A 19,085-nucleotide genomic window follows, 5' to 3' on the forward strand; every position below is an offset into this window, starting at 1 on the left:
CGCCGCGACCTCTGAGAAGGAAAACTTCTCAGACATCACGAGCCGATACATAGGCCAGTTGTCACTCGCCTTCTTTTTGTAGAACTGTTTCGGCTTCGGTTTCGGCGCTAAGAAAGGTTTGAACCTCTTTCATCAGCTCAAGGAAACCAGGTTTTTTATCAAAATAGTCATAGCTTACTTTCGGTTCAACAACTACTTCTTTCATGTACAGTTCATACAGTTTTGCAGACGAAAACATCCCTGTATTGATATTGATAGCTTCATCGTTAAATTCAATTGAACGACGTGTTCCCGGGTGTTGAAGAGTGTACTCAGTTCCTTGGATAGTTACTTTCTTTTGTTTACCGAATTTTGACATAGGTTTTCCCTCCGCTTGTTTAGTTTGCATATATTGAAAAGCAGCCCTATTGGACTGCTTCTTTGCGTTTGATTTCTTCTTTTTTGCCATAGCTTAATTACTGTTCCAATACTGTATAGTCAAAGACTTGAATCTCGAACTCACGATCTCCAATCTCGTCACTGAATTCAGCATCAGCAGGCTTTTTGACCATCGCTTCTGTTCCACCGATTTTTTCCTGTCCACCAGTAACCCAGATCGGGAAAGTTTGGGCTGTATTTGCCAGTTTGTTTAGGTACGGCACGAATGGCGACCCCATGGAAAGAGTCAGTGTGATTGTTCCAAGTGGATTGTTTTTCGTTGCAACACTGACATCACCCTTGGCACTGACTTTCGTCGAGAACTTTTCTTCATCTTTGGAACACGAAACCATTGTACCCTCGGAATAACCCGTTACGATTTTCCCGTCAATGTTCGTGTTGACTTCATTTGCATCATAAACGTATGCTGCCATTGTTTAGATCCTCCTTAAATTGAGATTTCACCAGTGATTTCAGCAGAATGAACCGCGCCAGCCAGCTCAAAAGTAAAGGACAAGCCGTCGTATACACGATTTTTTCTGTTTTCATCTGTGATTTGATCACGGGTTTTAGTGCTGATTGAATACACTGGCTGCCCGTCTGCATCTTCGGCAACGATGCCATTTGCAAAGGCTGTTTGCAGAACGTTTGTGACCTGTACACTCAGTAATGAAAAACCAGCATTCGAGAACGGGATTTTACCGTTGTTTGAGAATGCTGATTGAATAGAGGTTTCAATATTCAATTTCACCCAATCTTTGCCGTGCAGCACGTCGATATATTCCCCGGATGCAGTAATGCCTTCGGATGTCTCGTTGTGGCCCGCTTTGGTTACATAAGCAATAGCCCCTTCTGTGTGCAGTTTCTTCAGCTCGTCCGCTTTAATATCTTGAGGCGTGATACCTACGATATTTTTAAATTTCCAAGTTACTGATCCCACTGTATGAGAAGCAACCGAACCAACAAGGCCGGCGTCTGGATGCTCGTCATTTAAGGGGTGATAGAAAACGATTGTGCGGTCCTTACCTTTGTAAGAAGCAACTTCTTCACGGTCAGTAACCTGTAAGACTACAAATTTATATGACTTCTCTTCCATGGCTTTTGCAGCTTCCAGTCTTTCATCCGCTGTAGCATCAGCAAGGATCAGGAAGTGCCAGTCATTATCGAAATACTCGTCAAACGCATTCCGAATAGAGAATGTTCCTTGTGTAGTAGCTCCTTCTTCTGGTGTTTCTGTGCTGCCTCCATAAGTACCGATAGCAACCTTTGAAGGTGCATTGTCACCCTGTGCAAAGATAGCCGCAGCCTTTTTGTATGCTGCTGTCGTTTCCGGATAGTCTGCCTTAATAGCTTCTAATGAGCCATATTCTTTATATGTGTTGTGGCCGTCTACCTTTGCGAGAATCAGGGGTGTTCCCAATCCTTTAAGGCTGGACGGTTTCACTAAGTCAATTTTGACTGTAACGTCACTAAGTGGCATATGAATTACCCTCCTGTATTTTCAATTCGTACAGAGTCGAAAACCTCTGCATTTGCTTCTCCATGAGACACACGCGTTCTAAAGCGCGTATCGAAGCCGTGACGGCGTTCTGTGTCAATCGTGATAAATGTATCTCGATTACCGAAACCGTCGTTCCTGACCCACGCCAGCCCATTATCATGAAGTTTTTGACGCGCTTCAGCTGTTTTGAAGTACGCCGCTGTTTGTTGAGCAAGGGAAATGGCCTCAATATGGCTGTTTGAAACCCATGTAAAAGAGAAAACAAGCTCGATGTCTTCCGTTAACACTCCCTGTTCTTCAATGCCTCTATGTTGGGGCAAATACGGGGATGTCACGGTATACGTGCAAAAAGGATAGACAGGTTGTTTCCCTGTACCATTTGCAACGATAACAACATGGCCTGTTTTCTCTCTAATCAGTCCCAAGACTGTTTGTATTATGCTGTTGTAGTCCATCTGAATTGATCACCGCCTTTAAGATATAGCTGTTGAAATCGGCATACGTCCCATAAGGCGTCATCGCTTCAACATCAAAGGTGGCACCATCAAAAATCACCTGAGCTTTCAGAGGAATTTCATTCTTGATAAATAGCTGCCTGTCCATAGATGTAAGCCGGCCGCCAGATTGATAGACCAATTGAGACTGCAAAGGAACTATTGCCCCTCTTTCGTCTGACTTCGTCGGTTTCGGTGGCACCCATTCGCCGAGATCATCGTATGAGCCTTCTTCAGATGGAATAAGCAATGTAAAATCAACGCTGTACCGCTTAATCAGATCAGAAAATATGAAATGATTCCCCATCAGCTTTCAACCTCATAATCCATAGAGCCAATCATTTCCCCGGTATCAACCAATGGATTTGAAGAGCCTTTCTTTTCGGTTGTAAATGGATGGTTTGCCGGGTTCCGCAAGTCTCGGGCATACACTTGAAGCCGCCCTTTCGCAAGCAGGCCGACTGTTTCCATAATGTCATTCATCGAATCGCCATTCTCTAACGCTCTATTGACCAGATCCTCTACCTTTTGAACGATCTCTTCCTCGTTCTCGTCCCATCCAGCACGGATGAAAGAACGCTCCGGAATGTTGATATATTGAGTTTCTTTCTTGAGGTACAGCCCTTTTGCAGCAAGGTAGTTCCGCATGCGATCAGTTACAGCAATACGGCAGCCAAATTCGTGAACAGCCGCGATCATTTGCCGTTCACTGTCCAGGATTCCAACTTTCACCTTACCGACGGAACCGAGGTTTCTTATGACTTCTGGAATACGGTTGCTATCTCGTACCCGGACGTTTCTACGTGCCATTAGATCACCTCAGTGCCCTAAAGCGTATTTTTCTGTAGGGTCGGAATAACTCATGAACAGGATTGAGCCTTTCTTCATCAGCCGCATAGGATCTACTCATGCCCCCAATTGATTCAGATAGAACACCGGACGGGCTTTCTCTGTCAATCTTAATTAATAGGGCAATCCCCTTTTTTACGGCTGGAGGAAGAGACACAGTATTATCTGGACCAACAAAGAGATTGTTGCAGTATGCCATCGCATATGAAATACCATCTTCCAGATCAATTTGCAGTTTGGCATCCTGCGATGTGTCTTCAGCTGGAATCCCTAACCTGACTTTTAATTCTGCCAAGTCCATTTTTCTCATTCCTTTCAAAGAACCGGTTCATATGTCGCAAAACATCGGCAATTAATATCATTGGATGGATCACCGCTTTGTCCCGGCGCTTCTGCTGTTACATGAATACCATTTTTATTGATGCCAAGATCAAACAACTGATTGACCATGCGTTCCTGCCCTTCTAAATGGACATGATCCGCATGTTTTGTCTCACGAACTCTTTCATCACCAACGTTATGCCAGATTTTTTTCATGTTGATGCCCCGCGACTGAGCTTTTTTAGCAGCGTCAAGTGTTGCTTTTTCCCTTGTGCGATGCATTTCTGTATTGGCTATGCGCTTTGATCGGTTGTAACTCAGGCCGACATCAGTCTGCAGCTCCTTCGCAACCTGAGCAAAGCGTTTCCGCTCAATAAAACCGCGTTCGATTGTCTTGTTAATCTGCTGTATTGTCTTTTTGCGGTCAGTTTCAATGGCTTTGTCCATTTGTGTACTTTTAATAGCCCACTGAACGTCTTTAGGAGCCCATTCAGCAGGCAAATTCAGCTGCTTCATTGTTGCTTTAGGCCGCGCAAGTTTTATCCCTATCGCAGCCAGAACGCCAAGGATCAGCCAGCTGTAAGATGATTCGTAGGTTTCTTCAAGGAATTCCATAATCATAGCTTTGACTTTCGCTGAAAGATCACTAATCAATGATGTGATTTCCCGCTTTATACGGTTTAGATCACCGTGTCGATTAGCATCAGCAAGTGTCGGTTCTTCGATTTGATCAAGCTTGACGAATAACGCAGTCAGCTTTGACAGCACATCTTTTGAAGCACGCTGAAAAAGCCGCTTGAGTTTCCGTAAGAATTCCTTAGTTTTACGGTTCAACGGCTTCAAAAGCTCTTTTTCAGTTTGTTCTTTATCCACCGCTTACCCTCCTACTCTTCGGCTGTTTCTTTGGCGTTAGACTCTTGTGTGTCCTCGGCTTCTTTTTTACTTGTGCCCTTGTCCAGCTTATAGCCAAGCCCCTTATAAACTACCTCGAAAGCACGTTCAGTCACTTCCAAAGAGTCTCTTCCTTTTTTGATCCTAACCATTAGGCAGTGGCACCTCCATCAACAGCAGGGACTAAAGCTGCAAAGGCATCCTCTGCAAGAGTAGTGAATCCGACTTCCATAGTTGCTCGAAGTGCGAACATGTCACGCTCGAATAAGTTTAGAGGTTCGCCGGCTTCATCTACAGTTGTTGTCAACGTTGCATCCTGAGAAATGGTATATTCAATGTCCTGAAGAATACCATAACGCGCATAGTCCCAAGCCCCTGTAATAAGGTCAGCTTTTGTTTTATCCCATGATTTGCTGTCAACAAACCCAATAGGCAACCCAAGAGCTTGAGGTGTTGCATCTGCTGTCACTTGGTTAAATAGTGGCAGCCCGTTATTATCTTTTGCAGCGCGTAACTTTTGACGGAAACGTCTAATAGTTGTAAATGCATCAGGATCTTTGTCTGCATCTTCTACAAGCGCCATTACTGCAGCGAGATCGTCATAAACAGTTGCCCCTGAACCCGCGCCAGTACCAGATGTGATCTTTTGGCCGGACTTGTTGACTCTTTCCATGATTGATACACCTGTCTCAAAAGGCGATCCCACCCCAAACAGTGCGGCTTGGTCAAACTTGATTGCAAAAGCTTCTCTAATAGCTGATTGCATTTGAGTAAAGAAGTCAGCAACTGTGTAGCGTAAGAATTCTTTTGAAACTGGAATGATAACCGCAAGTTTCTTCGATGTCATTTTTGCTGTGAGCCATTTGGCGCTGCTTGTTTGAATGCGTTCACCTTCACCAACCCAGTAAGCGCCAGGTCCTTCTGCTAAGTACGTGAATGTCTTTACCGGTTTTGTCATCGGTTCATATTTAGCAAGCTGTGTGATTGCAGATGTCTGCATAAATTCTTTCAACACAATTTCTGCTTGTTCTTCTGGGATTTTCCCAGTTACTGCATCTTGTAGTAATACTGTTTTGGGATTAAATGTTGGCATAATAGCCCTCCTTATTTTCTGATATTTGCTTGGTTAGCGAGTGCCCCAATATCAACCGCCCCGCCAGCTGGTGTTGGATCACCTTTTTCGAAGTTAGTGCCGCTCTCTTTAAACTTGATATCTACGGCATTCTGAACTGCTGCATTGAATGTCTCTTCAAACTTACTGAGATTGGCAAGCGTTGTTTCCTCGTCTTCGCCAATAAAATAGTCAATAACTCCTTTAGGCAACTGCTTTTCATCAGCTACATTCAAGGCTTTATTGACTAGCGCTTCACGATTACGTGCTGCTCTTTCTCGTTCAATCTCGCTTCTTAATTTCTCCAATTCAATCTGTTCTGGTGTCTTGCTAGGGTTACGTTTTTGCAACTCCTCTTCAATCAGACTTTCAAGATTGTTTGACTTCCATGTATCAAGACCTTTTGTGAAGTAAGAGTCCAGCCGTGGCTGAATGAATCGTTTTCCCTCTTCTGTCTCAAGGAACCCTTTCACCTTATCTGCTGATACGGCCGAAAGTTCTCCTACAAATGCTTTTACTTCTTCATTGTCTTTATTTTCTTCGAGAAATTTTTTCACTTCTTCTAAAGTTGGCATTACGTTTCTTCCTCCTTCGCCCTCTACAGTGCGCGCCTGTTATGAGTGCATGAAAAATAAGCCTTTTTAAAGTCATGCTCAGGACAAATACAGATGATCACTTTGCAACCTCTTTGAAGTCATCATCATGTCGATTCTTATGCCAGTTTCTCGTTGTATTGTATTCATTTTTCGCTAATTCCCATTGCCATATATCTATTTCAGCAGGCGGATTCTCTCCATTTGACAACGCAATTGCTTTCTCCATAGCTTTTTCGAATGTAGGGTAGATTCCTACCTTATGGGGATAACAGTCATAATAATCATCACTCGTGTACTCAACTTCAAAGAACGTCATTACTTACACCTCGAATGTCATCATTGTCCTTTTCATCCTCAAAATCATAAGCATCTTGTTCAGCTTTCATTCTCTCAATCTCGTATTGCACATCATCGACAATAGAGAGTGTTGAAAGGCGTGTCTCTTCGCTTACCTGGCCTTTAAGTTGTCCGGATGTCTGAGCCTCTTCCAAGAGATTTGACGGCAGATTGCGCTTGAATGAGAACCATACCTTTAAATAATCACCTGCTGACACAAGACCTTTTTTCGCCCATGCTGAGCAAAGCAATTTGTACTGATACCGAAGGGCAGCAGTCGTTTTCCTCTCCATCGTGATGCACTTATTTTCAAGGGCCATCAGCTTGTATTTCATTGCAACGCCTGTCACATTCCCGCCGAATGATTCATCAGAGAAATTGACCGACTTTGCAAAACGAAGAATGTTTTCTTCAAGCCTGTTGAGATGGTTTTCGATCATGGTGTCATTAATGTCTTTTGTCAGGAATTTGGCATCATCATCTTTCCCAAACATTTCAAGCACACCGGTCTTTTTCAGTTCTTGGATGTCTTCATCATCCATACCAGCGCCCTTTAAAATCAAATAAGCTAGCCGTAGCTGTTCAATCTCGTTTGATGCATCTGAAAGTGTGCGATCGTATGCATCTATAAGTTTAATTACCTTTTCCACGTCGCCCATCTGTTCATCATTGTTAGGCAACCCGAATAAAGGACAATAATCAAACAAGTGGAGCTTCTTCTCTAATAAAGTCCAGCCACCTTTTTGTTTTTCAAAAAAATAGGCCATCTTGTCATCGTAAAAAGTGGCTTTTTCACGCTCTATGCTTTGATTATTAACCCAATCAAATACCTTATAATATCTAAGTGCGAAAGAAGGCTCTGTGATGTCATTCTCAGCAATAATGACAACTTCCCATGGATTTACATTCGCAATTCTTACCAAGCCGTCAGGAGCGATATACACAAGTCTAGCACCATATCCACAAATAGCTGCTTTCTTACCCCATTCGCTATCAGCATCAGCAATGTTATTTATGGTGTTAAAGTTATTGATTTGCTCTGCCAAGGCCGTATTTTTGTTTTCCCCGTCTTTCTCCGTCTCGTATGAGATCGGATGGCCGAACATATACCCAACCTTTGTATCCACTATCTCAGCATCAAAAGCATTATTCAGGCGATTGTTTACCAGATGGTCAATACGCCGAACCTTTCCTGTTTCAAAATCCTCGAATTGAGCTGCCTCACGCTGTAAGATCGGCACACCGGCAACACTAGCCATATATCGTTCATACTGAGCTATGGCTTTATCTTTGATCGGCTTATGCTCTTCAATAATCTGTTCAATGATTGGACCGTCTATCTCATTATTTCGAAGATAATTTAAAAACTTGTTCATGTTTTCACCTCCTACAATCGCACACGCTTTTTGATTGGCTCCATGCTATAACGGAGCGCATCAATGAAATGGTTATATTCATCGATAGGCTTATTGATAAGCTTGCCGTCTTTGTTTTTGTCCCACACATAGTTACTAAATTCCATTGCAGCATTCGAACATTTCGGATGAATAAAGATGGTGAACTGCTGCAGGAACTGGATGCCTGCTTTAATACTGTCAGGCCCCTTCTCAGCTGGCTTGATTTTCTTTAGGCCGTATTTACGGAGCTCTGCTATACTTTTTTGTTCGGCTGAATCAGCGATGATCAATTCTTTTCTGTAACCCATATCAGTGATGGTTTCTGCTATCTCGTTATTTAAGAGCCCGGGCTTATACATTTCATCGAAAATATAAAGTTCACGGTTTTTAATATCCACCAACGAACAAGCCAGGGCAGAAGGATCTGTTGTAAATCCAAAGTCCAAACCGAAAGCCGATTTGACCCCTTCACGCTTGGCTATTTCAAAACGATCAAAGGCAAATTCACGCCAGTTAGTAAAGATGGCACCTTCCGCAATACCCCATTCGCCCAAACCTTCAATTTTATAACGCCGTAGATTGTTCTTTTTCATCCAGTCAAATAGCTGCCTGTCATCATCACCTAGAAATTCGTTGCATTTGTAATTCGTAGTGAGAGCCAGAATATTGTTATCTTGGACATCAAAAAAACGCCGCTTCAACCAGTGTTTTTCATTCCACGGGTTAAATGACAGCGTAATTTGTTTAAAATATCCGGGTGGCAATTCACCCCGAATACTCATATCAACTTTGTTAAAATCGTCTTCGTTTAATATCTGATATGCTTCCTCAAACCAAGCCCAGCAGAGAAATCCTACATCAACTGTGATTGAAGTTACACTCATTGGATCATCTAGACCACGGAACAAAATCTTCTGTCCTGTCGGCTTGTATCGAATCTCTAACGGGCTTTTAGTCCATTCCCATAGGTGTTCAACTTTAAGGCGTCTAATAGCCCATTTAAGCTGCGCATACGTTGAATCTTTGTGATCTTTGAAGACTTTCCTCACAACAAGCGTATTTGCTTGAGGGAATTGCATCATGCGGTAAATAATGTTCAGTGCAGTTGTGGTGGATTTTTTAGAACCACGGCCGCCCTTTACCACTCGATAACGCCCTTCATAATTCCAGAAGGTTTTATAGCCGCCGCCCACAATCTCTTTTAAACTCACGCGAACAGTATTAATCATCTAAATCATTCACAATCTCAACTTTTATATCAGCGCCACCATTTTTAACAACTGCTCTTGTTTTCTCGATATTCAAGCGCATCTGCTCCAATTTAAGGCGCCGCTCGTCTGCTTCGTGAGCCAGCTGGTCAAACTGTTTAATCAAGCCTCTTAGCTCTCCCATTGCCCGTGATTGGGCATTCAGGAATGTAGCATGACGATCCCAAGCAAATTGTATTTCAAGCTCTTCTTCAGCAATAGACTTTTCAAAATACTCGTTGCCATCTTCGTCCTCTTGAGGTTGATAAACGTATTTCGCCTTTTTCAGCTCTTTCGCAAGATCATCTTTATCCTGCACGAACATAATGCGCTGCGCCCGGATAATGGCTGCATATTGAATCTGAATTTGATCCCATATCATGTCAGCAGGCGAACGCTCTTGAATCTCTTCCATGATCTCAAGTGTTTCTTCTGGCAGGAATTTAGAGAAAAAGCCGTGAGTCACAGCGTTTTGATTGCCCGCCGGAGCCGCACCGCCTTTGTTTCCTATTGCGTTTTTGTTGCCGGGCTGTCCACCTTTTTTTGTGTGCACACTTTTTGAAATGGGTGCACCCTTTTTTCTTTCCCAACCATGCCGCTGTTTCCACGATTTGATGGTGTTCACCGACACCCCATACTTTTCGGCAAGGTCCTTGTATTTCATGCCTTTGACGTAATCCTTATACGCCTGAATGTGCTTTTCGGGCATCTACATTCACCGCCGCCCCCTTCTGATTCGTGTTTGTTTTGGAAAAAATATTCCCTCTAAACCACCGCCGTGCTCAAGCCGTTAACCGCCAATTGTCTATCCTGAGACTTACCGGAAGCAGTTTACAGAGAATATAAAAAAAGCATCCCGAAGGAGGCTTTTCTTTATTAAATCGCATCTATTTCCTTTGCAAGTTGATCAAATTTCGCTTTATCATTATGGAATAGCACTAAAAGATTGTTAGAAAATATAAATGCTTTTGTTACCCATCCAACTGATGGGAATAATTGAAGAATAACTTCATCAATGTTAATAAACTCTGTTTCCACCTTTCCGTTTGAAGTTTTTTTGTATACAAACTTATTTAAGTCAGGTTTGAATACTATACTCAAATGCGCATCTGAGTTTCTGACAAATCGATTAATTATAGTTGTGATGCTTTTAAGATGTCTATGCCCTTCAACTTCTTCAATTTTTTTATGCAGAGTCATTTTATGAATTTGATATAGATTGTATTTTTTGTTTTGAGAAAATTTATATAAGGCAATGCAGTATGTTAAAATCTTACCAATCATCTCTATTCCTTTTGAATATACATTCACAATATCAGAAGCAAGTCCTTTTTTTTCTACATAACTAAGATTATTATTTTTAAATTGGTCTAGTTTATTTTTTGTGTCAGTGAATAAAATTGCAAATTCATTGTAAGAAGAATATGATTCTAGACCCGGATTATCTTTAGTACCGTGATAAAAAACACTGAGTATATCTACTGTTTCTTGCGCATCAATTTTAGAAGCTTCACCAAAAAAAGTTAAGAAAATACCGATATACCTTTTTACATTATCCTTGCCATATGATTTTTTATCATCGATCCAAAGTTTCACGGTCTGATATAAATATTCGTTTATATCCATCTCGTCCCGTTTTGCGGTTAACTCACGGACATCTTCACCAAAAAAACCCGATAGAGCTAGAGTATCCATTTCTTTTGCAGTTTCTTCAAACTCATTATATTTGGTCAATATTCACAACCTCCCTTTAACATCATTATCGGATAAGGAGTGTGACAAGGGAACAATTTGCAAAATTTGTCGAACGAAAGCACCCTTCATAAATAGGTGGCAGTCGTAAGACAAAAAAAGCACCCTTTAGCTGCGGGTGCAATCAACGTTTCTTTTTATAGCCTTCAATGTCTTTTCTCAAAAATAGACGATCCCTATTTGTTGTTTTAATCGGAATCAATGTTTTGTAATCAACCAGCTGCTTGAGGTTCTGCCGGCTGCATCCGATAATCTCAATGGCTTCAGATGTCGTTATGACTTCTTTGTCCATGAACTCTCTCAGCTCGTCAATACTTTCAAAAACAAACTTAGTCATTCCGCGTGTTCCTCCATTTTAGGATGATATTTATAATAGTGATTACCAACCAACTAAGAGCCAAAACCATTGTAATGATATCCAAAGTACCAAGATGATCATAATCAAAGTTTGCAAACACTGTCACGAACAGAACAAAGAATATTACCGTTGACGCGTCTACTAATTTTTTCATATGATTGAGCATGGAATTTTACTGTTATACTGTAACAGTAAAATGTTATAATAAGGCGAGGGGAATAATCCCCTCTGTGCTTATGTGCGACGTTTCTTCTTGGAGGGAGAACGTCGTTTTTTGTTTTTGCTTTCCTTCATTTCCTTGATATTCTTGATCATGGTTGTGATTCCTGTAAGGATTGCAACCAGCCAAGCCAAGTCCCGAAGGATAAGCTCAACCATTTCCATGCTCTTTCAACACCTCCTTTCGATACTTTAATTATATCAATTATATTTACCACCGTCAATATAAATAAAGATAAAATTTAGGTTTTTTACCAAAAAATATTGTTTTTAGACAAAAAAACAACCTATTCATGCTAAACAGAATAGGCTGTGTTCTGCTCTATTTTTCATTTTCAATCGGGAACGTTCAATATTCTTTTGAACCGTTCCTTTTTTTATTTTCAGCAGCTGGGCGATCTCTTCGAAAGACATGTTTTGTACAGTATGCATGATGAAAATGTCCTTCTCTCTTTCAGTAAGGACAGAAAGGGCATCAGCAATTCTTTCTTTGTCCCAATCGCTTACCTCTCCTTCTGGCTCCTGATTGATCGCATATTCTTCTGGCATTGCATCAATGATACGAGGATCAGCAAGAATCGTTCTTTGATAAACGTCCCTTCTGTCAGCTCCCCGGTGTGCTCCTGGTTGTCTCCCGTTCTGCAGCCATTCGAGAGTGAATTCAATATCGCTGATCATGCTGCCAATAATCTTCTTATCGTTCTTTTGTTCGGCTGTCATTTCAATTTCTGGTGTTTCCGAGAATGCCCGGTACATCTTTCTCGCTTCTTTTAACGCTCTTTTGTATTCAATGATTAAATCCTGCATGTTTATCCTCCTCTTATTTACGCTTAAAAGCGCCGCCTTTGCCTCTTCTGAGTGTTTGCCTGTCTTGCCCCATCATTTGCCGCCAAAACCGTTCAGAACGCTCCTGCGCGTTTTTATTAGGCTTTTTCTTTTCCTGTTTCATGTCATCCCTCCGCTCAAATAAAAAACGGACACCAAACAAACAGCGCTTATGCTGTAAGTTCAGTGTCCGCAGGCTTTCCATCTTGGACTTATTTAGTTTTAATTGAATCCCATTTGGTTCAATGCTGATTTTACTGCAAGTGGCACCACGTCCACAGGCTCAATATTTGGATTCTTTTTATATTCCACATAGTACAATGATATTAATTTTGAAGTCTCACTAACCATTTGCATTTGCAATGGCATGATTTTTTTCATTTCATCAAACATCATCTGCATTTCAATATCTGAAAACTTATTCCCCATCACTCCGCAGCCTCCACTTCGCATTTGGCACCTTTGAAAATAGTTTCATAATGTTCGTTTGTATAATGCCCTCTCAACTCTCGTTTGACTTCTAACGTTACATTGCCAACGTTTCCGAATTTCTTTTCTAAATGGCTTTTGATTATTTGTTTCACTTCTTCAGGCGATAACGATACCTTCATTTTCATTCTCCATCGTCACCCACCTTAATAATATCCACTTCCGTAAACCCTCGTCCTACAAGAAAATCTTTTATCGCTTCTGCTTCTATTCGTGTGAAAAACTCCAAGTCCATCGGTACCGATATGATTGAGTTGCGATTAAAGGAAACTTCCGCATCATGGACAATAATGTCATCGGTGAAATACTCAAGATCGCTACCTGTGACGTAAGCATGTTCCCCTACCTTTATATAACATTTTCTTATTTCTCTCACTCCGCGCCCTCCTTCACAGGTAGAAACAGATCAATCATAAACAAGTTAGGGGTGAAAACCCCATCCGGTTTCGCCTTCTCAAATTGAAAAACCTCTACCACGAATCCTAGATCATGCGCCGCTTGTATCCTTTCACACGCTTCTTTTAGGGTTCCGGCTTTGACTGACGTCACAGCTTTTTTATACATTCTCCGCGACCTCCAATAACTCAGGATTTTGATAAACATCGCCTCTGATGTCGCATTCATCCCAAGCTATACAATCATCAAAATAAGTGTGATTTTCGGGGTATTTCAATCCGAACCGACCATCTATATAAACAACGATCATCGGTTCATTATCTATCATGTCGATGTCGTATTCATAAATCATTTTTTCGTTCTTATCCTTCAACCCTGTTCCCCACATTAATACCGATCCTTCTTCATGACTTCCTGTAATGCAATTCTGGAAACCATATCTATCATTACGCCACAAAACCCACTGAGTACCGATAATTCCCAAACTTATCCCTTCATCATCCCAATAATGCATCTGCTCGCCGTCCCAAACTCTGTATGCTGTGTTCATTGTGCGCCCTCCTTCTCAGTAACGTTTTCATGAATATTCCCTAACAATGCGTCCTCAGCAGTTTCAGAAAATAACAAGACGGATATTTCCTCCTTGTCATTAACGACGCACCATGACCCCTCAATCATTTTCACTTCTCCGATGAACTTATCTTTCATGTAAACATCGGGATTATAGTCGAATCTAAGTATCAGATCACTTTCATAAATCATTTTTCCGGGTGCGTAAATACATTTTTCCGGATCAATTAATTGACCGGGTAATCTTATCCCTGTGCCCCACATGAGAGCCGTTCCTTCTTCGTGACTTTCTGCAATGAGATTTTTGTGACCTTTGCTGTCCATATGCCGTAAAAACCAATGAGTCCCTATAATCTCTAAACTCATACCCGGATCATCCCAATAATGCATCTGCTCTCCATCCCAAACTCTGTATGCTGTGTTCATTTGTTTTCGTTCTCCTTTTCCTTTTCATAGGACTCAATTTGATCATTAACCAAATCCAAAACACTCGGCTGACCCTCGTTCAGCTTTTTGATCATAGCTTTCCAATCGTTATAATCGATTTCATTCACGCTATTTCCTCCTCAACGCCCATGCTGCAGCCGCATTTCGGGCAGCGTGCATCTGGGCGGATTTTTATATCTAATTCGTTGTGACCACATTCAGGGCAGCTGTATTCGATCATGATGTCATCCCCCTATTCCCAGCCGACTGCAATTGCAAAGAATAAAACCAAAACCATCGCCCCAATGAGCCAGCCATTTGTCTTATCACGTTTTGCAATGATTGTTTCATCACCGATCATTTTCAGATCGTCTGACTTCGCCACAAGCACCGGTATGTAATCTGGATGCACTTTCAAATATTCCGCCGCTTGCTCAACTGTCATCGCTTCGTCCTTCGTGGCTTTGACTGCCCGCTGAAGCTCAACTTGTAAAGGGATCATTATGCATCCTCCTCCATGTCATAAACCTCAACCGGTGGCATTTCGCCAAGCCTGCTGAACATGTGCTTTCTTTGCTCCATGAGACATTTATCAAAAACAGCCGTACTGTGCTTATTGATGATTTTGATTAAATCCTTACCAACGCTCTCGAAAAATTTCAACGTGTCCTCTTTGTCGATTGTCATCTGATAGATTTTAGAGGTCATCGGAATTTTAAGAACTTGTAGTCCGGTTGTTACCTCTGATACGTTAATATGATCAAACGATGGAATAGCGCAGAAACGATATTTTCCAACTTGAATCTCATGGCCAACCGCCGGCTTCCATTTGCTATCCTCTGGCTTACGTGTATTACTAAAGGCTAAATAGAACTTCTTCACTTTTTTGTCTACTGTAATTTTCATTTCACATCACCCTCCAATTCATTTTGGGCAACTGTTATCGCAAAATTGAGATTAGTAATGATCTTCTCCAATGCCTGTTTGTATCGCTTCCTATCGCCGCTTAGATGCTGAATGTCCTTTTGAGCCTGCCGGAACTGATGAACCGTTACTTCCTCCTGGCGTTTGTTTTCCGCGATGATTTCCCGCTGCTTAACAGCCAGTTCAGCTTGCTCAATAAGCCAAGCAATTTCCTTCTGTGGAATGTATGTCAGTTTTTTTAAACGTTCAATTCTCTCTTTCATGTCCGTTCCTCCCCCGCAGGGGAAAGCCCCTGCTATTAGAATTTGTGGCCGATCCTATAATCTAAACGAGACAGACCGCCCTTAATTGTTTGAATGATTGTTTCTCCGTGTTCTGGGGTTTCAAGGACATGTGCAGTGCCCTCGTTCCCATCTAAAATAAGAATCTGTATTTTGCCCGGCTCGATTGCCTGTTGGATTGTTATATCTTTGCTTAAATTAATTTCCTGTGGTTTGTTCACCTAGCGCGCCCCCTGTGCATGTGCTATGATAGAAGTACCAGTTCATATCAGAGCATCGGGGCATACGCTTCGGTGCTTTTTTGTGTTTAATAGTGATCCGGTTTCCATCCGGCCATTGTGAATGTTGGCGATGGTTTCAATTCCTCCCGGTAAACGATCGGATGTTTTTTCAAGTATTCAGCCAGCTGTTCCGGCGTCATCTTCCATTCTTCAACCGGTCCTGGCAGGTAAGGATTGATGCTTTGCTGTTCCATGGTATTTCCCTCCTGAATTGATTTTGGGTATTTCCGTGCCGCCGAGCTTCTTGCAATCAGAACCCATTCGGCTGGCGCATGCCTTAAACTGAGAGCAACGTGTCATACAGGCCATGAGCTTATCTTCTTCCTGTACCCACAACGGCCGATCGTCTGCGATTACCACGTTTAACAGTGGACTTTCCCGCCTTTCTTTTGAGTTTTTTCAGCTCGTCCAGCTCGATGAAGCCAAGTGACTTATCCAGAGCCAGCACCTTGAGTGGCGTTTCATAATGCCGCTCATACAACTTGCGTTTGATGGCAAATTCCTTTGTTTCCACGCCTTTGATGTCAATGATCTCGATGCTGCCGTCCAAGTTATGAACCTCAAAGTCTGCAATATATTCAATCTTCCGAAAAGTTTTGCCGTTCTTTTTGAATGCCTCTTGCAGCAGGAACCGTGGTTGCAGCTTAAAATCTTTGATCTGCTTGCTCACCTTGAGCCATTTCAGTTGCTCATAGTATTTGGCTTCGGCCCGGCTGTCGAACGTTATGCCGTCCACCTGTGTTTTCCTGGCGCCGTACTTATTTGCTGGCATGCGATGCCTCCTGAAGCTTGTTTTTTTGCTGCGCAATCTCCATTTCTGACATGCCGCAGTCAATACAACATTCATAGTCAGGTATTTGCAAATGACCTTCTCCCGGCATAGTGCAGTAACTCATTTCCATGTGCTTATGCTCACAGGATTCCTGACGTTTTTTCTGTTCTTCCTCTTTGACAACTGGGCAATATTCTCTTTCGTGAAGCCTTGCTCCGTGCTTTGTCATCAGCCGTTTTCCACAATGTTCACACTGATAAAGCGTCTGATTCTCTAAAACTTTCATTCTGCCGCCTCCAAAAGCTGAGAATCTTCATAAATGTTGCCGATAACTTCTGACGCCCCGTTGTAAAAATTCAACCCTCTTTCTGAATGATGACCAACAATATATCCAGAACGTTTTGTTTCATTTCTTATGATCTTGTAACCAAACCCTTGACCCGTCCATAAGACTTCCATGTGATAATCTTTGTTTTCTTTATTGCTAATTTGCAAAATATCCCCTTCGTAAATCTCCCGCCCGTTTCTGTCCTTCAATCCGGTGTATTGCATCCAGATATATGTGCTGCTATATTTCAATCTCGCATTGATCATTTCAATGTCAGATAAACAAACGCCGTCCCAATACGCGGAGCTATTGTCCTCGTCCTCGTAAACCATAATTGACTTTTCCTTATTCCAAGCCCGAAACTTGATTTCTCTCATTTTCCTTACCTCCCGTCATTCTCTTCCCATTGCTGAATCAGCTTTTCTTTTGCTGGCGCCGTTAGTATGATGGCCGGCAGCAGGATCACCGCTTTAAGCACTGCGCATCAGCTCCATTTGTCTAATCTTTTCCTCAAGCACCCGGATAGCCGGTGTGAGGTCCTTGCCGCCCTTTTGTTCAGCAGGCCCGAACATGTAAATGCCGCTGATTCCGTTCGTTTTCTCCTTCAATCCCAATCACCCAATCTATGGTTTAATTCCATCCGGTTGCCCTGAATGATCACTGTGTAATACTTGCACATCTGGTGAATCCGAGAGCCCAGCGCCTCGTCAACGTCAAGTAGTTCGTCCGTTGTGAGCTCAGAAGAGATCAGCAGAGGCTTATGGTTCAGGTAGCGATAATTCACAACTGACTGGATTTGTTCGACTTGCCATTCAGTTGCCCGGGGCTTCCCGCTTACTGGCTTGAATAAGTCATCAATGAACAACACATCCACTTTCCGCATGGCGTCCAGCTTTGTTTCCAGCTGGTCAAAGTCATTTTTCAGATCACTCATGCCCTCAACGTAAGGGAAGTACAGGCAGTGAGTTGATTTCTTATTAATGAGATTGTTCATGATGGCCGTTAACAGATGGGTTTTACCGCTGCCCGGCTGTCCCAGCAGAGCAATGCTATTGGCACGCTCTCCCTTGATCTTTTCAAAGTCTTTGAAGTATTCGACCGCACATTCATAGGCATCTTTGATCATTTGGGGCTTACCGTTTAATTTGAAGTTGCCGAACAGCAGTTTTTCGAACTTTTCTGTAATGCCGCTGGCTGCCATGAGCTTCGCTATTTTCTTTTGTTTCACACACTCACATTGTTTGGAATACGTCGTTTTCCATTCCCGAGCCTTATCCGGCGTGCAAACCTTTCCTGCAAGGTAATCATCTTCAAGAACCATTTCATCAAGTGATAGGCTGTCCAATGGCTTGTGTTCTTTTCTCAGCCGCAGCTCAGTATCTTTGTGAACCCGATAGATCACAACGCCGCGATCCTTGCACTCGGAACACTCATACTCAACCTTTTCTTCTGATCCGGCCTGTTCTGTTTCCCAGGAACGCGATTTTGCTTGAAGACCCTTCATCATTGCTTGGAACGCTGTGTCTATGCTGACTGCTTTGTTTATTGCCATATTGTTGTTTCTCCTTTCTCTTTTGGCTGAACGGGTTTGACAGGATCGCCTCAATGTAGTTCAGGCCAACGTTGCTGCCTTTATTTCTGAAAGCCTGCTTCATTGCTTCCATGACCTTCTCTTCGCCGTAATCATCCACCATGTAGCCGATTCTTTGCGCCTCAATGGAGCCGATAGAACGAGCGACCTTATTTTCGAATAGCTCAAAAGCGTTTTTCATTTTTGGATCAACCTCCTGCGTTTCTTGTGGTGCCGGTTCGGGAACTGGCTTTTCAGATGGTTCCTGCTCCGTTACAGGCGTTTCAAATGAGATCAGCCTGTATTGCCCTGCCTTTCTCCCCTGCGGCTTATATTCAATTCTTTTAAGATCAATCAGCATCTTTCGGTGTTTGATCAACGTATTTTCGGAAATCTCAATCTTTGCTTGCAGAGTGGTATTTGAAGTGGTGAACCACTCTCGCCACCCTGCCTTGTTGTTGATGTGCAAAAGATGAAACCATAATGCTTGAGTTGTAGCAGACAACGGATTCGTTTCTAACCAATTCATGAAGCCGTTCATTTCTTTCAGGTAGTTCATGGCTCACCTACTTCCTTTCGCACAGTGCTGTCAAAGCTTTGAAGTCTATTTCAACTAATCTCAAAGTAGGTTCATTTCTCTTGAGATAGTCAGTAACATATCGGGTGTACAAGTCTTTTCGCATATCTCGTCGGACCGTCTTTACAAGCCAGACATAACAATGAGGGATAGGAAC

General features: G+C 42.4%; 38 protein-coding genes and 1 pseudogene. All 39 read right to left on the minus strand.

Features of this window, described 5'->3' with window-relative positions; genetic code table 11:
- Nucleotides 1-61 precede the first annotated feature (61 nt).
- The 39 genes and pseudogenes from MHB62_RS14345 to MHB62_RS14535 all read right to left on the minus strand — a co-directional run bounded on the left by MHB62_RS14345 (nt 62) and on the right by MHB62_RS14535 (nt 18,910).
- Complete coding sequence (locus MHB62_RS14345; protein ID WP_175404999.1) at nt 62-448, minus strand: hypothetical protein; 387 nt, start codon at nt 446-448, stop codon at nt 62-64.
- 7 nt (nt 449-455) lie between these two features.
- A complete protein-coding gene (locus MHB62_RS14350; protein ID WP_015715395.1) occupies nt 456-851 on the minus strand; it encodes a phage structural protein in 396 nt (131 codons plus the stop codon).
- Nucleotides 852-865: 14 nt separating this feature from the next.
- Nucleotides 866-1,897 carry a DUF3383 family protein gene (locus MHB62_RS14355; protein WP_017696628.1) on the minus strand — a complete coding sequence of 344 codons (1,032 nt, stop codon included), beginning with the start codon at nt 1,895-1,897 and terminating at the stop codon, nt 866-868.
- Between the two features lie 5 nt (nt 1,898-1,902).
- Complete coding sequence (locus tag MHB62_RS14360) at nt 1,903-2,373, minus strand: LIC_12616 family protein (RefSeq protein WP_026113688.1); 471 nt, start codon at nt 2,371-2,373, stop codon at nt 1,903-1,905.
- Nucleotides 2,330-2,719 carry a hypothetical protein gene (locus MHB62_RS14365; protein WP_017696630.1) on the minus strand — a complete coding sequence of 130 codons (390 nt, stop codon included), beginning with the start codon at nt 2,717-2,719 and terminating at the stop codon, nt 2,330-2,332. Before MHB62_RS14365 ends, MHB62_RS14360 begins: the two co-directional genes overlap by 44 nt.
- The gene (locus MHB62_RS14370; RefSeq protein ID WP_017696631.1) at nt 2,719-3,222 is read right to left on the minus strand and encodes a hypothetical protein; all 504 of its coding nucleotides are present in this window, start codon (nt 3,220-3,222) and stop codon (nt 2,719-2,721) included. Before MHB62_RS14370 ends, MHB62_RS14365 begins: the two co-directional genes overlap by 1 nt.
- A 4-nt stretch (nt 3,223-3,226) precedes the next feature.
- Nucleotides 3,227-3,562: a phage head-tail connector protein gene (locus MHB62_RS14375; RefSeq protein WP_017696632.1), complete on the minus strand. Its 336-nt coding sequence runs from the start codon at nt 3,560-3,562 to the stop codon at nt 3,227-3,229.
- A 14-nt stretch (nt 3,563-3,576) separates the two neighbouring features.
- Entirely contained in the window at nt 3,577-4,455 is an 879-nt protein-coding gene (locus tag MHB62_RS14380; RefSeq protein WP_017696633.1) for a phage minor head protein, read from the minus strand.
- Nucleotides 4,456-4,466: 11 nt separating this feature from the next.
- On the minus strand, nt 4,467-4,625 hold the full coding sequence (locus MHB62_RS14385; RefSeq protein WP_017696634.1) for a hypothetical protein: 159 nt from the start codon (nt 4,623-4,625) through the stop codon (nt 4,467-4,469).
- Nucleotides 4,625-5,566, minus strand: a complete 942-nt coding sequence (locus MHB62_RS14390; protein ID WP_017696635.1) for a phage major capsid protein — start codon at nt 5,564-5,566, stop codon at nt 4,625-4,627. The genes MHB62_RS14385 and MHB62_RS14390 overlap by 1 nt, the downstream gene beginning before the upstream one ends.
- A gap of 11 nt (nt 5,567-5,577) precedes the next feature.
- Entirely contained in the window at nt 5,578-6,159 is a 582-nt protein-coding gene (locus MHB62_RS14395) for a DUF4355 domain-containing protein (RefSeq protein WP_172480875.1), read from the minus strand.
- A 97-nt stretch (nt 6,160-6,256) separates the two neighbouring features.
- The gene (locus MHB62_RS14400) at nt 6,257-6,496 is read right to left on the minus strand and encodes a hypothetical protein (RefSeq protein ID WP_032722291.1); all 240 of its coding nucleotides are present in this window, start codon (nt 6,494-6,496) and stop codon (nt 6,257-6,259) included.
- On the minus strand, nt 6,483-7,892 hold the full coding sequence (locus tag MHB62_RS14405; RefSeq protein ID WP_172480873.1) for a phage portal protein: 1,410 nt from the start codon (nt 7,890-7,892) through the stop codon (nt 6,483-6,485). The genes MHB62_RS14400 and MHB62_RS14405 overlap by 14 nt, the downstream gene beginning before the upstream one ends.
- 11 nt (nt 7,893-7,903) lie before the next feature.
- Nucleotides 7,904-9,142, minus strand: coding sequence for a PBSX family phage terminase large subunit (locus MHB62_RS14410; protein ID WP_208555903.1), 1,239 nt, complete (start codon nt 9,140-9,142; stop codon nt 7,904-7,906).
- Nucleotides 9,135-9,869, minus strand: coding sequence for a phage terminase small subunit (gene terS, locus MHB62_RS14415; RefSeq protein ID WP_208555904.1), 735 nt, complete (start codon nt 9,867-9,869; stop codon nt 9,135-9,137). Before terS ends, MHB62_RS14410 begins: the two co-directional genes overlap by 8 nt.
- A 167-nt stretch (nt 9,870-10,036) precedes the next feature.
- Entirely contained in the window at nt 10,037-10,894 is an 858-nt protein-coding gene (locus tag MHB62_RS14420; RefSeq protein WP_269767378.1) for a hypothetical protein, read from the minus strand.
- Nucleotides 10,895-11,036: 142 nt separating this feature from the next.
- A complete protein-coding gene (locus MHB62_RS14425) occupies nt 11,037-11,249 on the minus strand; it encodes a transcriptional regulator (protein ID WP_044445062.1) in 213 nt (70 codons plus the stop codon).
- 255 nt (nt 11,250-11,504) lie between these two features.
- Nucleotides 11,505-11,654: a hypothetical protein gene (locus MHB62_RS14430; RefSeq protein WP_208555907.1), complete on the minus strand. Its 150-nt coding sequence runs from the start codon at nt 11,652-11,654 to the stop codon at nt 11,505-11,507.
- A 126-nt stretch (nt 11,655-11,780) separates the two neighbouring features.
- The gene (locus MHB62_RS14435) at nt 11,781-12,296 is read right to left on the minus strand and encodes a sigma-70 family RNA polymerase sigma factor (RefSeq protein ID WP_208555908.1); all 516 of its coding nucleotides are present in this window, start codon (nt 12,294-12,296) and stop codon (nt 11,781-11,783) included.
- 13 nt (nt 12,297-12,309) lie between these two features.
- Nucleotides 12,310-12,438, minus strand: coding sequence for a hypothetical protein (locus MHB62_RS14440; protein WP_015715375.1), 129 nt, complete (start codon nt 12,436-12,438; stop codon nt 12,310-12,312).
- Nucleotides 12,439-12,536: 98 nt separating this feature from the next.
- On the minus strand, nt 12,537-12,743 hold the full coding sequence (locus tag MHB62_RS14445) for a hypothetical protein (protein ID WP_017696646.1): 207 nt from the start codon (nt 12,741-12,743) through the stop codon (nt 12,537-12,539).
- A complete protein-coding gene (locus MHB62_RS14450) occupies nt 12,743-12,925 on the minus strand; it encodes a hypothetical protein (protein ID WP_017696647.1) in 183 nt (60 codons plus the stop codon). Before MHB62_RS14450 ends, MHB62_RS14445 begins: the two co-directional genes overlap by 1 nt.
- 2 nt (nt 12,926-12,927) lie before the next feature.
- Nucleotides 12,928-13,179, minus strand: coding sequence for a hypothetical protein (locus MHB62_RS14455; protein ID WP_041057153.1), 252 nt, complete (start codon nt 13,177-13,179; stop codon nt 12,928-12,930).
- Complete coding sequence (locus MHB62_RS14460) at nt 13,176-13,367, minus strand: hypothetical protein (RefSeq protein ID WP_017696649.1); 192 nt, start codon at nt 13,365-13,367, stop codon at nt 13,176-13,178. The genes MHB62_RS14455 and MHB62_RS14460 overlap by 4 nt, the downstream gene beginning before the upstream one ends.
- A complete protein-coding gene (locus MHB62_RS14465; RefSeq protein WP_208555910.1) occupies nt 13,360-13,749 on the minus strand; it encodes a YopX family protein in 390 nt (129 codons plus the stop codon). The genes MHB62_RS14460 and MHB62_RS14465 overlap by 8 nt, the downstream gene beginning before the upstream one ends.
- Nucleotides 13,746-14,135 carry a hypothetical protein gene (locus tag MHB62_RS14470; RefSeq protein WP_396020690.1) on the minus strand — a complete coding sequence of 130 codons (390 nt, stop codon included), beginning with the start codon at nt 14,133-14,135 and terminating at the stop codon, nt 13,746-13,748. Before MHB62_RS14470 ends, MHB62_RS14465 begins: the two co-directional genes overlap by 4 nt.
- Nucleotides 14,120-14,195 (minus strand): annotated as a pseudogene (locus tag MHB62_RS14475) (hypothetical protein); the annotation flags it as partial. The gene MHB62_RS14470 and the pseudogene MHB62_RS14475, both read right to left, overlap by 16 nt.
- Nucleotides 14,192-14,323, minus strand: coding sequence for a hypothetical protein (locus MHB62_RS14480; protein ID WP_017696651.1), 132 nt, complete (start codon nt 14,321-14,323; stop codon nt 14,192-14,194). The gene MHB62_RS14480 and the pseudogene MHB62_RS14475, both read right to left, overlap by 4 nt.
- Before the next feature lie 125 nt (nt 14,324-14,448).
- Nucleotides 14,449-14,697 (minus strand): hypothetical protein, encoded by a 249-nt coding sequence (locus MHB62_RS14485; protein ID WP_010330964.1) that lies wholly within the window; start codon nt 14,695-14,697, stop codon nt 14,449-14,451.
- Nucleotides 14,697-15,101: a hypothetical protein gene (locus MHB62_RS14490; protein ID WP_017696652.1), complete on the minus strand. Its 405-nt coding sequence runs from the start codon at nt 15,099-15,101 to the stop codon at nt 14,697-14,699. The genes MHB62_RS14485 and MHB62_RS14490 overlap by 1 nt, the downstream gene beginning before the upstream one ends.
- The gene (locus tag MHB62_RS14495; RefSeq protein WP_017696653.1) at nt 15,098-15,382 is read right to left on the minus strand and encodes a hypothetical protein; all 285 of its coding nucleotides are present in this window, start codon (nt 15,380-15,382) and stop codon (nt 15,098-15,100) included. The genes MHB62_RS14490 and MHB62_RS14495 overlap by 4 nt, the downstream gene beginning before the upstream one ends.
- Before the next feature lie 35 nt (nt 15,383-15,417).
- Nucleotides 15,418-15,621 carry an XtrA/YqaO family protein gene (locus MHB62_RS14500; RefSeq protein ID WP_017696654.1) on the minus strand — a complete coding sequence of 68 codons (204 nt, stop codon included), beginning with the start codon at nt 15,619-15,621 and terminating at the stop codon, nt 15,418-15,420.
- Nucleotides 15,622-15,707: 86 nt separating this feature from the next.
- On the minus strand, nt 15,708-15,875 hold the full coding sequence (locus MHB62_RS14505; RefSeq protein WP_017696655.1) for a hypothetical protein: 168 nt from the start codon (nt 15,873-15,875) through the stop codon (nt 15,708-15,710).
- A gap of 119 nt (nt 15,876-15,994) precedes the next feature.
- A complete protein-coding gene (locus MHB62_RS14510) occupies nt 15,995-16,453 on the minus strand; it encodes a DUF1064 domain-containing protein (RefSeq protein WP_208555912.1) in 459 nt (152 codons plus the stop codon).
- Nucleotides 16,440-16,739: a hypothetical protein gene (locus MHB62_RS14515; protein ID WP_208555913.1), complete on the minus strand. Its 300-nt coding sequence runs from the start codon at nt 16,737-16,739 to the stop codon at nt 16,440-16,442. Before MHB62_RS14515 ends, MHB62_RS14510 begins: the two co-directional genes overlap by 14 nt.
- Nucleotides 16,736-17,158 (minus strand): YopX family protein, encoded by a 423-nt coding sequence (locus MHB62_RS14520; RefSeq protein WP_208555914.1) that lies wholly within the window; start codon nt 17,156-17,158, stop codon nt 16,736-16,738. The genes MHB62_RS14515 and MHB62_RS14520 overlap by 4 nt, the downstream gene beginning before the upstream one ends.
- 93 nt (nt 17,159-17,251) lie before the next feature.
- Complete coding sequence (locus MHB62_RS14525; RefSeq protein ID WP_041850209.1) at nt 17,252-17,389, minus strand: hypothetical protein; 138 nt, start codon at nt 17,387-17,389, stop codon at nt 17,252-17,254.
- Nucleotides 17,386-18,333 (minus strand): ATP-binding protein, encoded by a 948-nt coding sequence (locus MHB62_RS14530; RefSeq protein WP_080332550.1) that lies wholly within the window; start codon nt 18,331-18,333, stop codon nt 17,386-17,388. The genes MHB62_RS14525 and MHB62_RS14530 overlap by 4 nt, the downstream gene beginning before the upstream one ends.
- The gene (locus MHB62_RS14535; RefSeq protein ID WP_041850208.1) at nt 18,218-18,910 is read right to left on the minus strand and encodes a DnaD domain protein; all 693 of its coding nucleotides are present in this window, start codon (nt 18,908-18,910) and stop codon (nt 18,218-18,220) included. Before MHB62_RS14535 ends, MHB62_RS14530 begins: the two co-directional genes overlap by 116 nt.
- Nucleotides 18,911-19,085 lie beyond the last annotated feature (175 nt).

The organism is Bacillus sp. FSL K6-0255 (assembly GCF_045040725.1).
GTDB classification, from domain to species: domain Bacteria; phylum Bacillota; class Bacilli; order Bacillales; family Bacillaceae; genus Bacillus; species Bacillus subtilis.

Excerpts from the sequence above, each read along its gene's own strand:
- MHB62_RS14460 (WP_017696649.1), bottom strand. The coding sequence starts at position 13,367 with ATGTATAAAAAAGCTGTGACGTCAGTCAAAGCCGGAACCCTAAAAGAA.
- MHB62_RS14430 (WP_208555907.1), bottom strand. The coding sequence starts at position 11,654 with ATGGAAATGGTTGAGCTTATCCTTCGGGACTTGGCTTGGCTGGTTGCA.
- MHB62_RS14365 (WP_017696630.1), bottom strand. The coding sequence starts at position 2,719 with ATGGGGAATCATTTCATATTTTCTGATCTGATTAAGCGGTACAGCGTT.
- MHB62_RS14425 (WP_044445062.1), bottom strand. The coding sequence starts at position 11,249 with ATGACTAAGTTTGTTTTTGAAAGTATTGACGAGCTGAGAGAGTTCATG.
- MHB62_RS14490 (WP_017696652.1), bottom strand. The coding sequence starts at position 15,101 with ATGAAAATTACAGTAGACAAAAAAGTGAAGAAGTTCTATTTAGCCTTT.
- MHB62_RS14350 (WP_015715395.1), bottom strand. The coding sequence starts at position 851 with ATGGCAGCATACGTTTATGATGCAAATGAAGTCAACACGAACATTGAC.
- terS (WP_208555904.1), bottom strand. The coding sequence starts at position 9,869 with ATGCCCGAAAAGCACATTCAGGCGTATAAGGATTACGTCAAAGGCATG.
- MHB62_RS14440 (WP_015715375.1), bottom strand. The coding sequence starts at position 12,438 with ATGAAACAGGAAAAGAAAAAGCCTAATAAAAACGCGCAGGAGCGTTCT.
- MHB62_RS14370 (WP_017696631.1), bottom strand. The coding sequence starts at position 3,222 with ATGGCACGTAGAAACGTCCGGGTACGAGATAGCAACCGTATTCCAGAA.
- MHB62_RS14400 (WP_032722291.1), bottom strand. The coding sequence starts at position 6,496 with ATGACGTTCTTTGAAGTTGAGTACACGAGTGATGATTATTATGACTGT.
- MHB62_RS14395 (WP_172480875.1), bottom strand. The coding sequence starts at position 6,159 with ATGCCAACTTTAGAAGAAGTGAAAAAATTTCTCGAAGAAAATAAAGAC.
- MHB62_RS14495 (WP_017696653.1), bottom strand. The coding sequence starts at position 15,382 with ATGAAAGAGAGAATTGAACGTTTAAAAAAACTGACATACATTCCACAG.
- MHB62_RS14515 (WP_208555913.1), bottom strand. The coding sequence starts at position 16,739 with ATGAAAGTTTTAGAGAATCAGACGCTTTATCAGTGTGAACATTGTGGA.
- MHB62_RS14470 (WP_396020690.1), bottom strand. The coding sequence starts at position 14,135 with ATGAGTTTAGAGATTATAGGGACTCATTGGTTTTTACGGCATATGGAC.
- MHB62_RS14505 (WP_017696655.1), bottom strand. The coding sequence starts at position 15,875 with ATGGAACAGCAAAGCATCAATCCTTACCTGCCAGGACCGGTTGAAGAA.
- MHB62_RS14465 (WP_208555910.1), bottom strand. The coding sequence starts at position 13,749 with ATGAACACAGCATACAGAGTTTGGGACGGCGAGCAGATGCATTATTGG.
- MHB62_RS14410 (WP_208555903.1), bottom strand. The coding sequence starts at position 9,142 with ATGATTAATACTGTTCGCGTGAGTTTAAAAGAGATTGTGGGCGGCGGC.
- MHB62_RS14435 (WP_208555908.1), bottom strand. The coding sequence starts at position 12,296 with ATGCAGGATTTAATCATTGAATACAAAAGAGCGTTAAAAGAAGCGAGA.
- MHB62_RS14530 (WP_080332550.1), bottom strand. The coding sequence starts at position 18,333 with ATGGCAATAAACAAAGCAGTCAGCATAGACACAGCGTTCCAAGCAATG.
- MHB62_RS14510 (WP_208555912.1), bottom strand. The coding sequence starts at position 16,453 with ATGCCAGCAAATAAGTACGGCGCCAGGAAAACACAGGTGGACGGCATA.
- MHB62_RS14520 (WP_208555914.1), bottom strand. The coding sequence starts at position 17,158 with ATGAGAGAAATCAAGTTTCGGGCTTGGAATAAGGAAAAGTCAATTATG.
- MHB62_RS14355 (WP_017696628.1), bottom strand. The coding sequence starts at position 1,897 with ATGCCACTTAGTGACGTTACAGTCAAAATTGACTTAGTGAAACCGTCC.
- MHB62_RS14375 (WP_017696632.1), bottom strand. The coding sequence starts at position 3,562 with ATGGACTTGGCAGAATTAAAAGTCAGGTTAGGGATTCCAGCTGAAGAC.
- MHB62_RS14535 (WP_041850208.1), bottom strand. The coding sequence starts at position 18,910 with ATGAACTACCTGAAAGAAATGAACGGCTTCATGAATTGGTTAGAAACG.
- MHB62_RS14360 (WP_026113688.1), bottom strand. The coding sequence starts at position 2,373 with ATGGACTACAACAGCATAATACAAACAGTCTTGGGACTGATTAGAGAG.
- MHB62_RS14390 (WP_017696635.1), bottom strand. The coding sequence starts at position 5,566 with ATGCCAACATTTAATCCCAAAACAGTATTACTACAAGATGCAGTAACT.
- MHB62_RS14450 (WP_017696647.1), bottom strand. The coding sequence starts at position 12,925 with ATGAAGGTATCGTTATCGCCTGAAGAAGTGAAACAAATAATCAAAAGC.
- MHB62_RS14405 (WP_172480873.1), bottom strand. The coding sequence starts at position 7,892 with ATGAACAAGTTTTTAAATTATCTTCGAAATAATGAGATAGACGGTCCA.
- MHB62_RS14385 (WP_017696634.1), bottom strand. The coding sequence starts at position 4,625 with ATGGTTAGGATCAAAAAAGGAAGAGACTCTTTGGAAGTGACTGAACGT.
- MHB62_RS14445 (WP_017696646.1), bottom strand. The coding sequence starts at position 12,743 with ATGGGGAATAAGTTTTCAGATATTGAAATGCAGATGATGTTTGATGAA.
- MHB62_RS14345 (WP_175404999.1), bottom strand. The coding sequence starts at position 448 with ATGGCAAAAAAGAAGAAATCAAACGCAAAGAAGCAGTCCAATAGGGCT.
- MHB62_RS14485 (WP_010330964.1), bottom strand. The coding sequence starts at position 14,697 with ATGATCCCTTTACAAGTTGAGCTTCAGCGGGCAGTCAAAGCCACGAAG.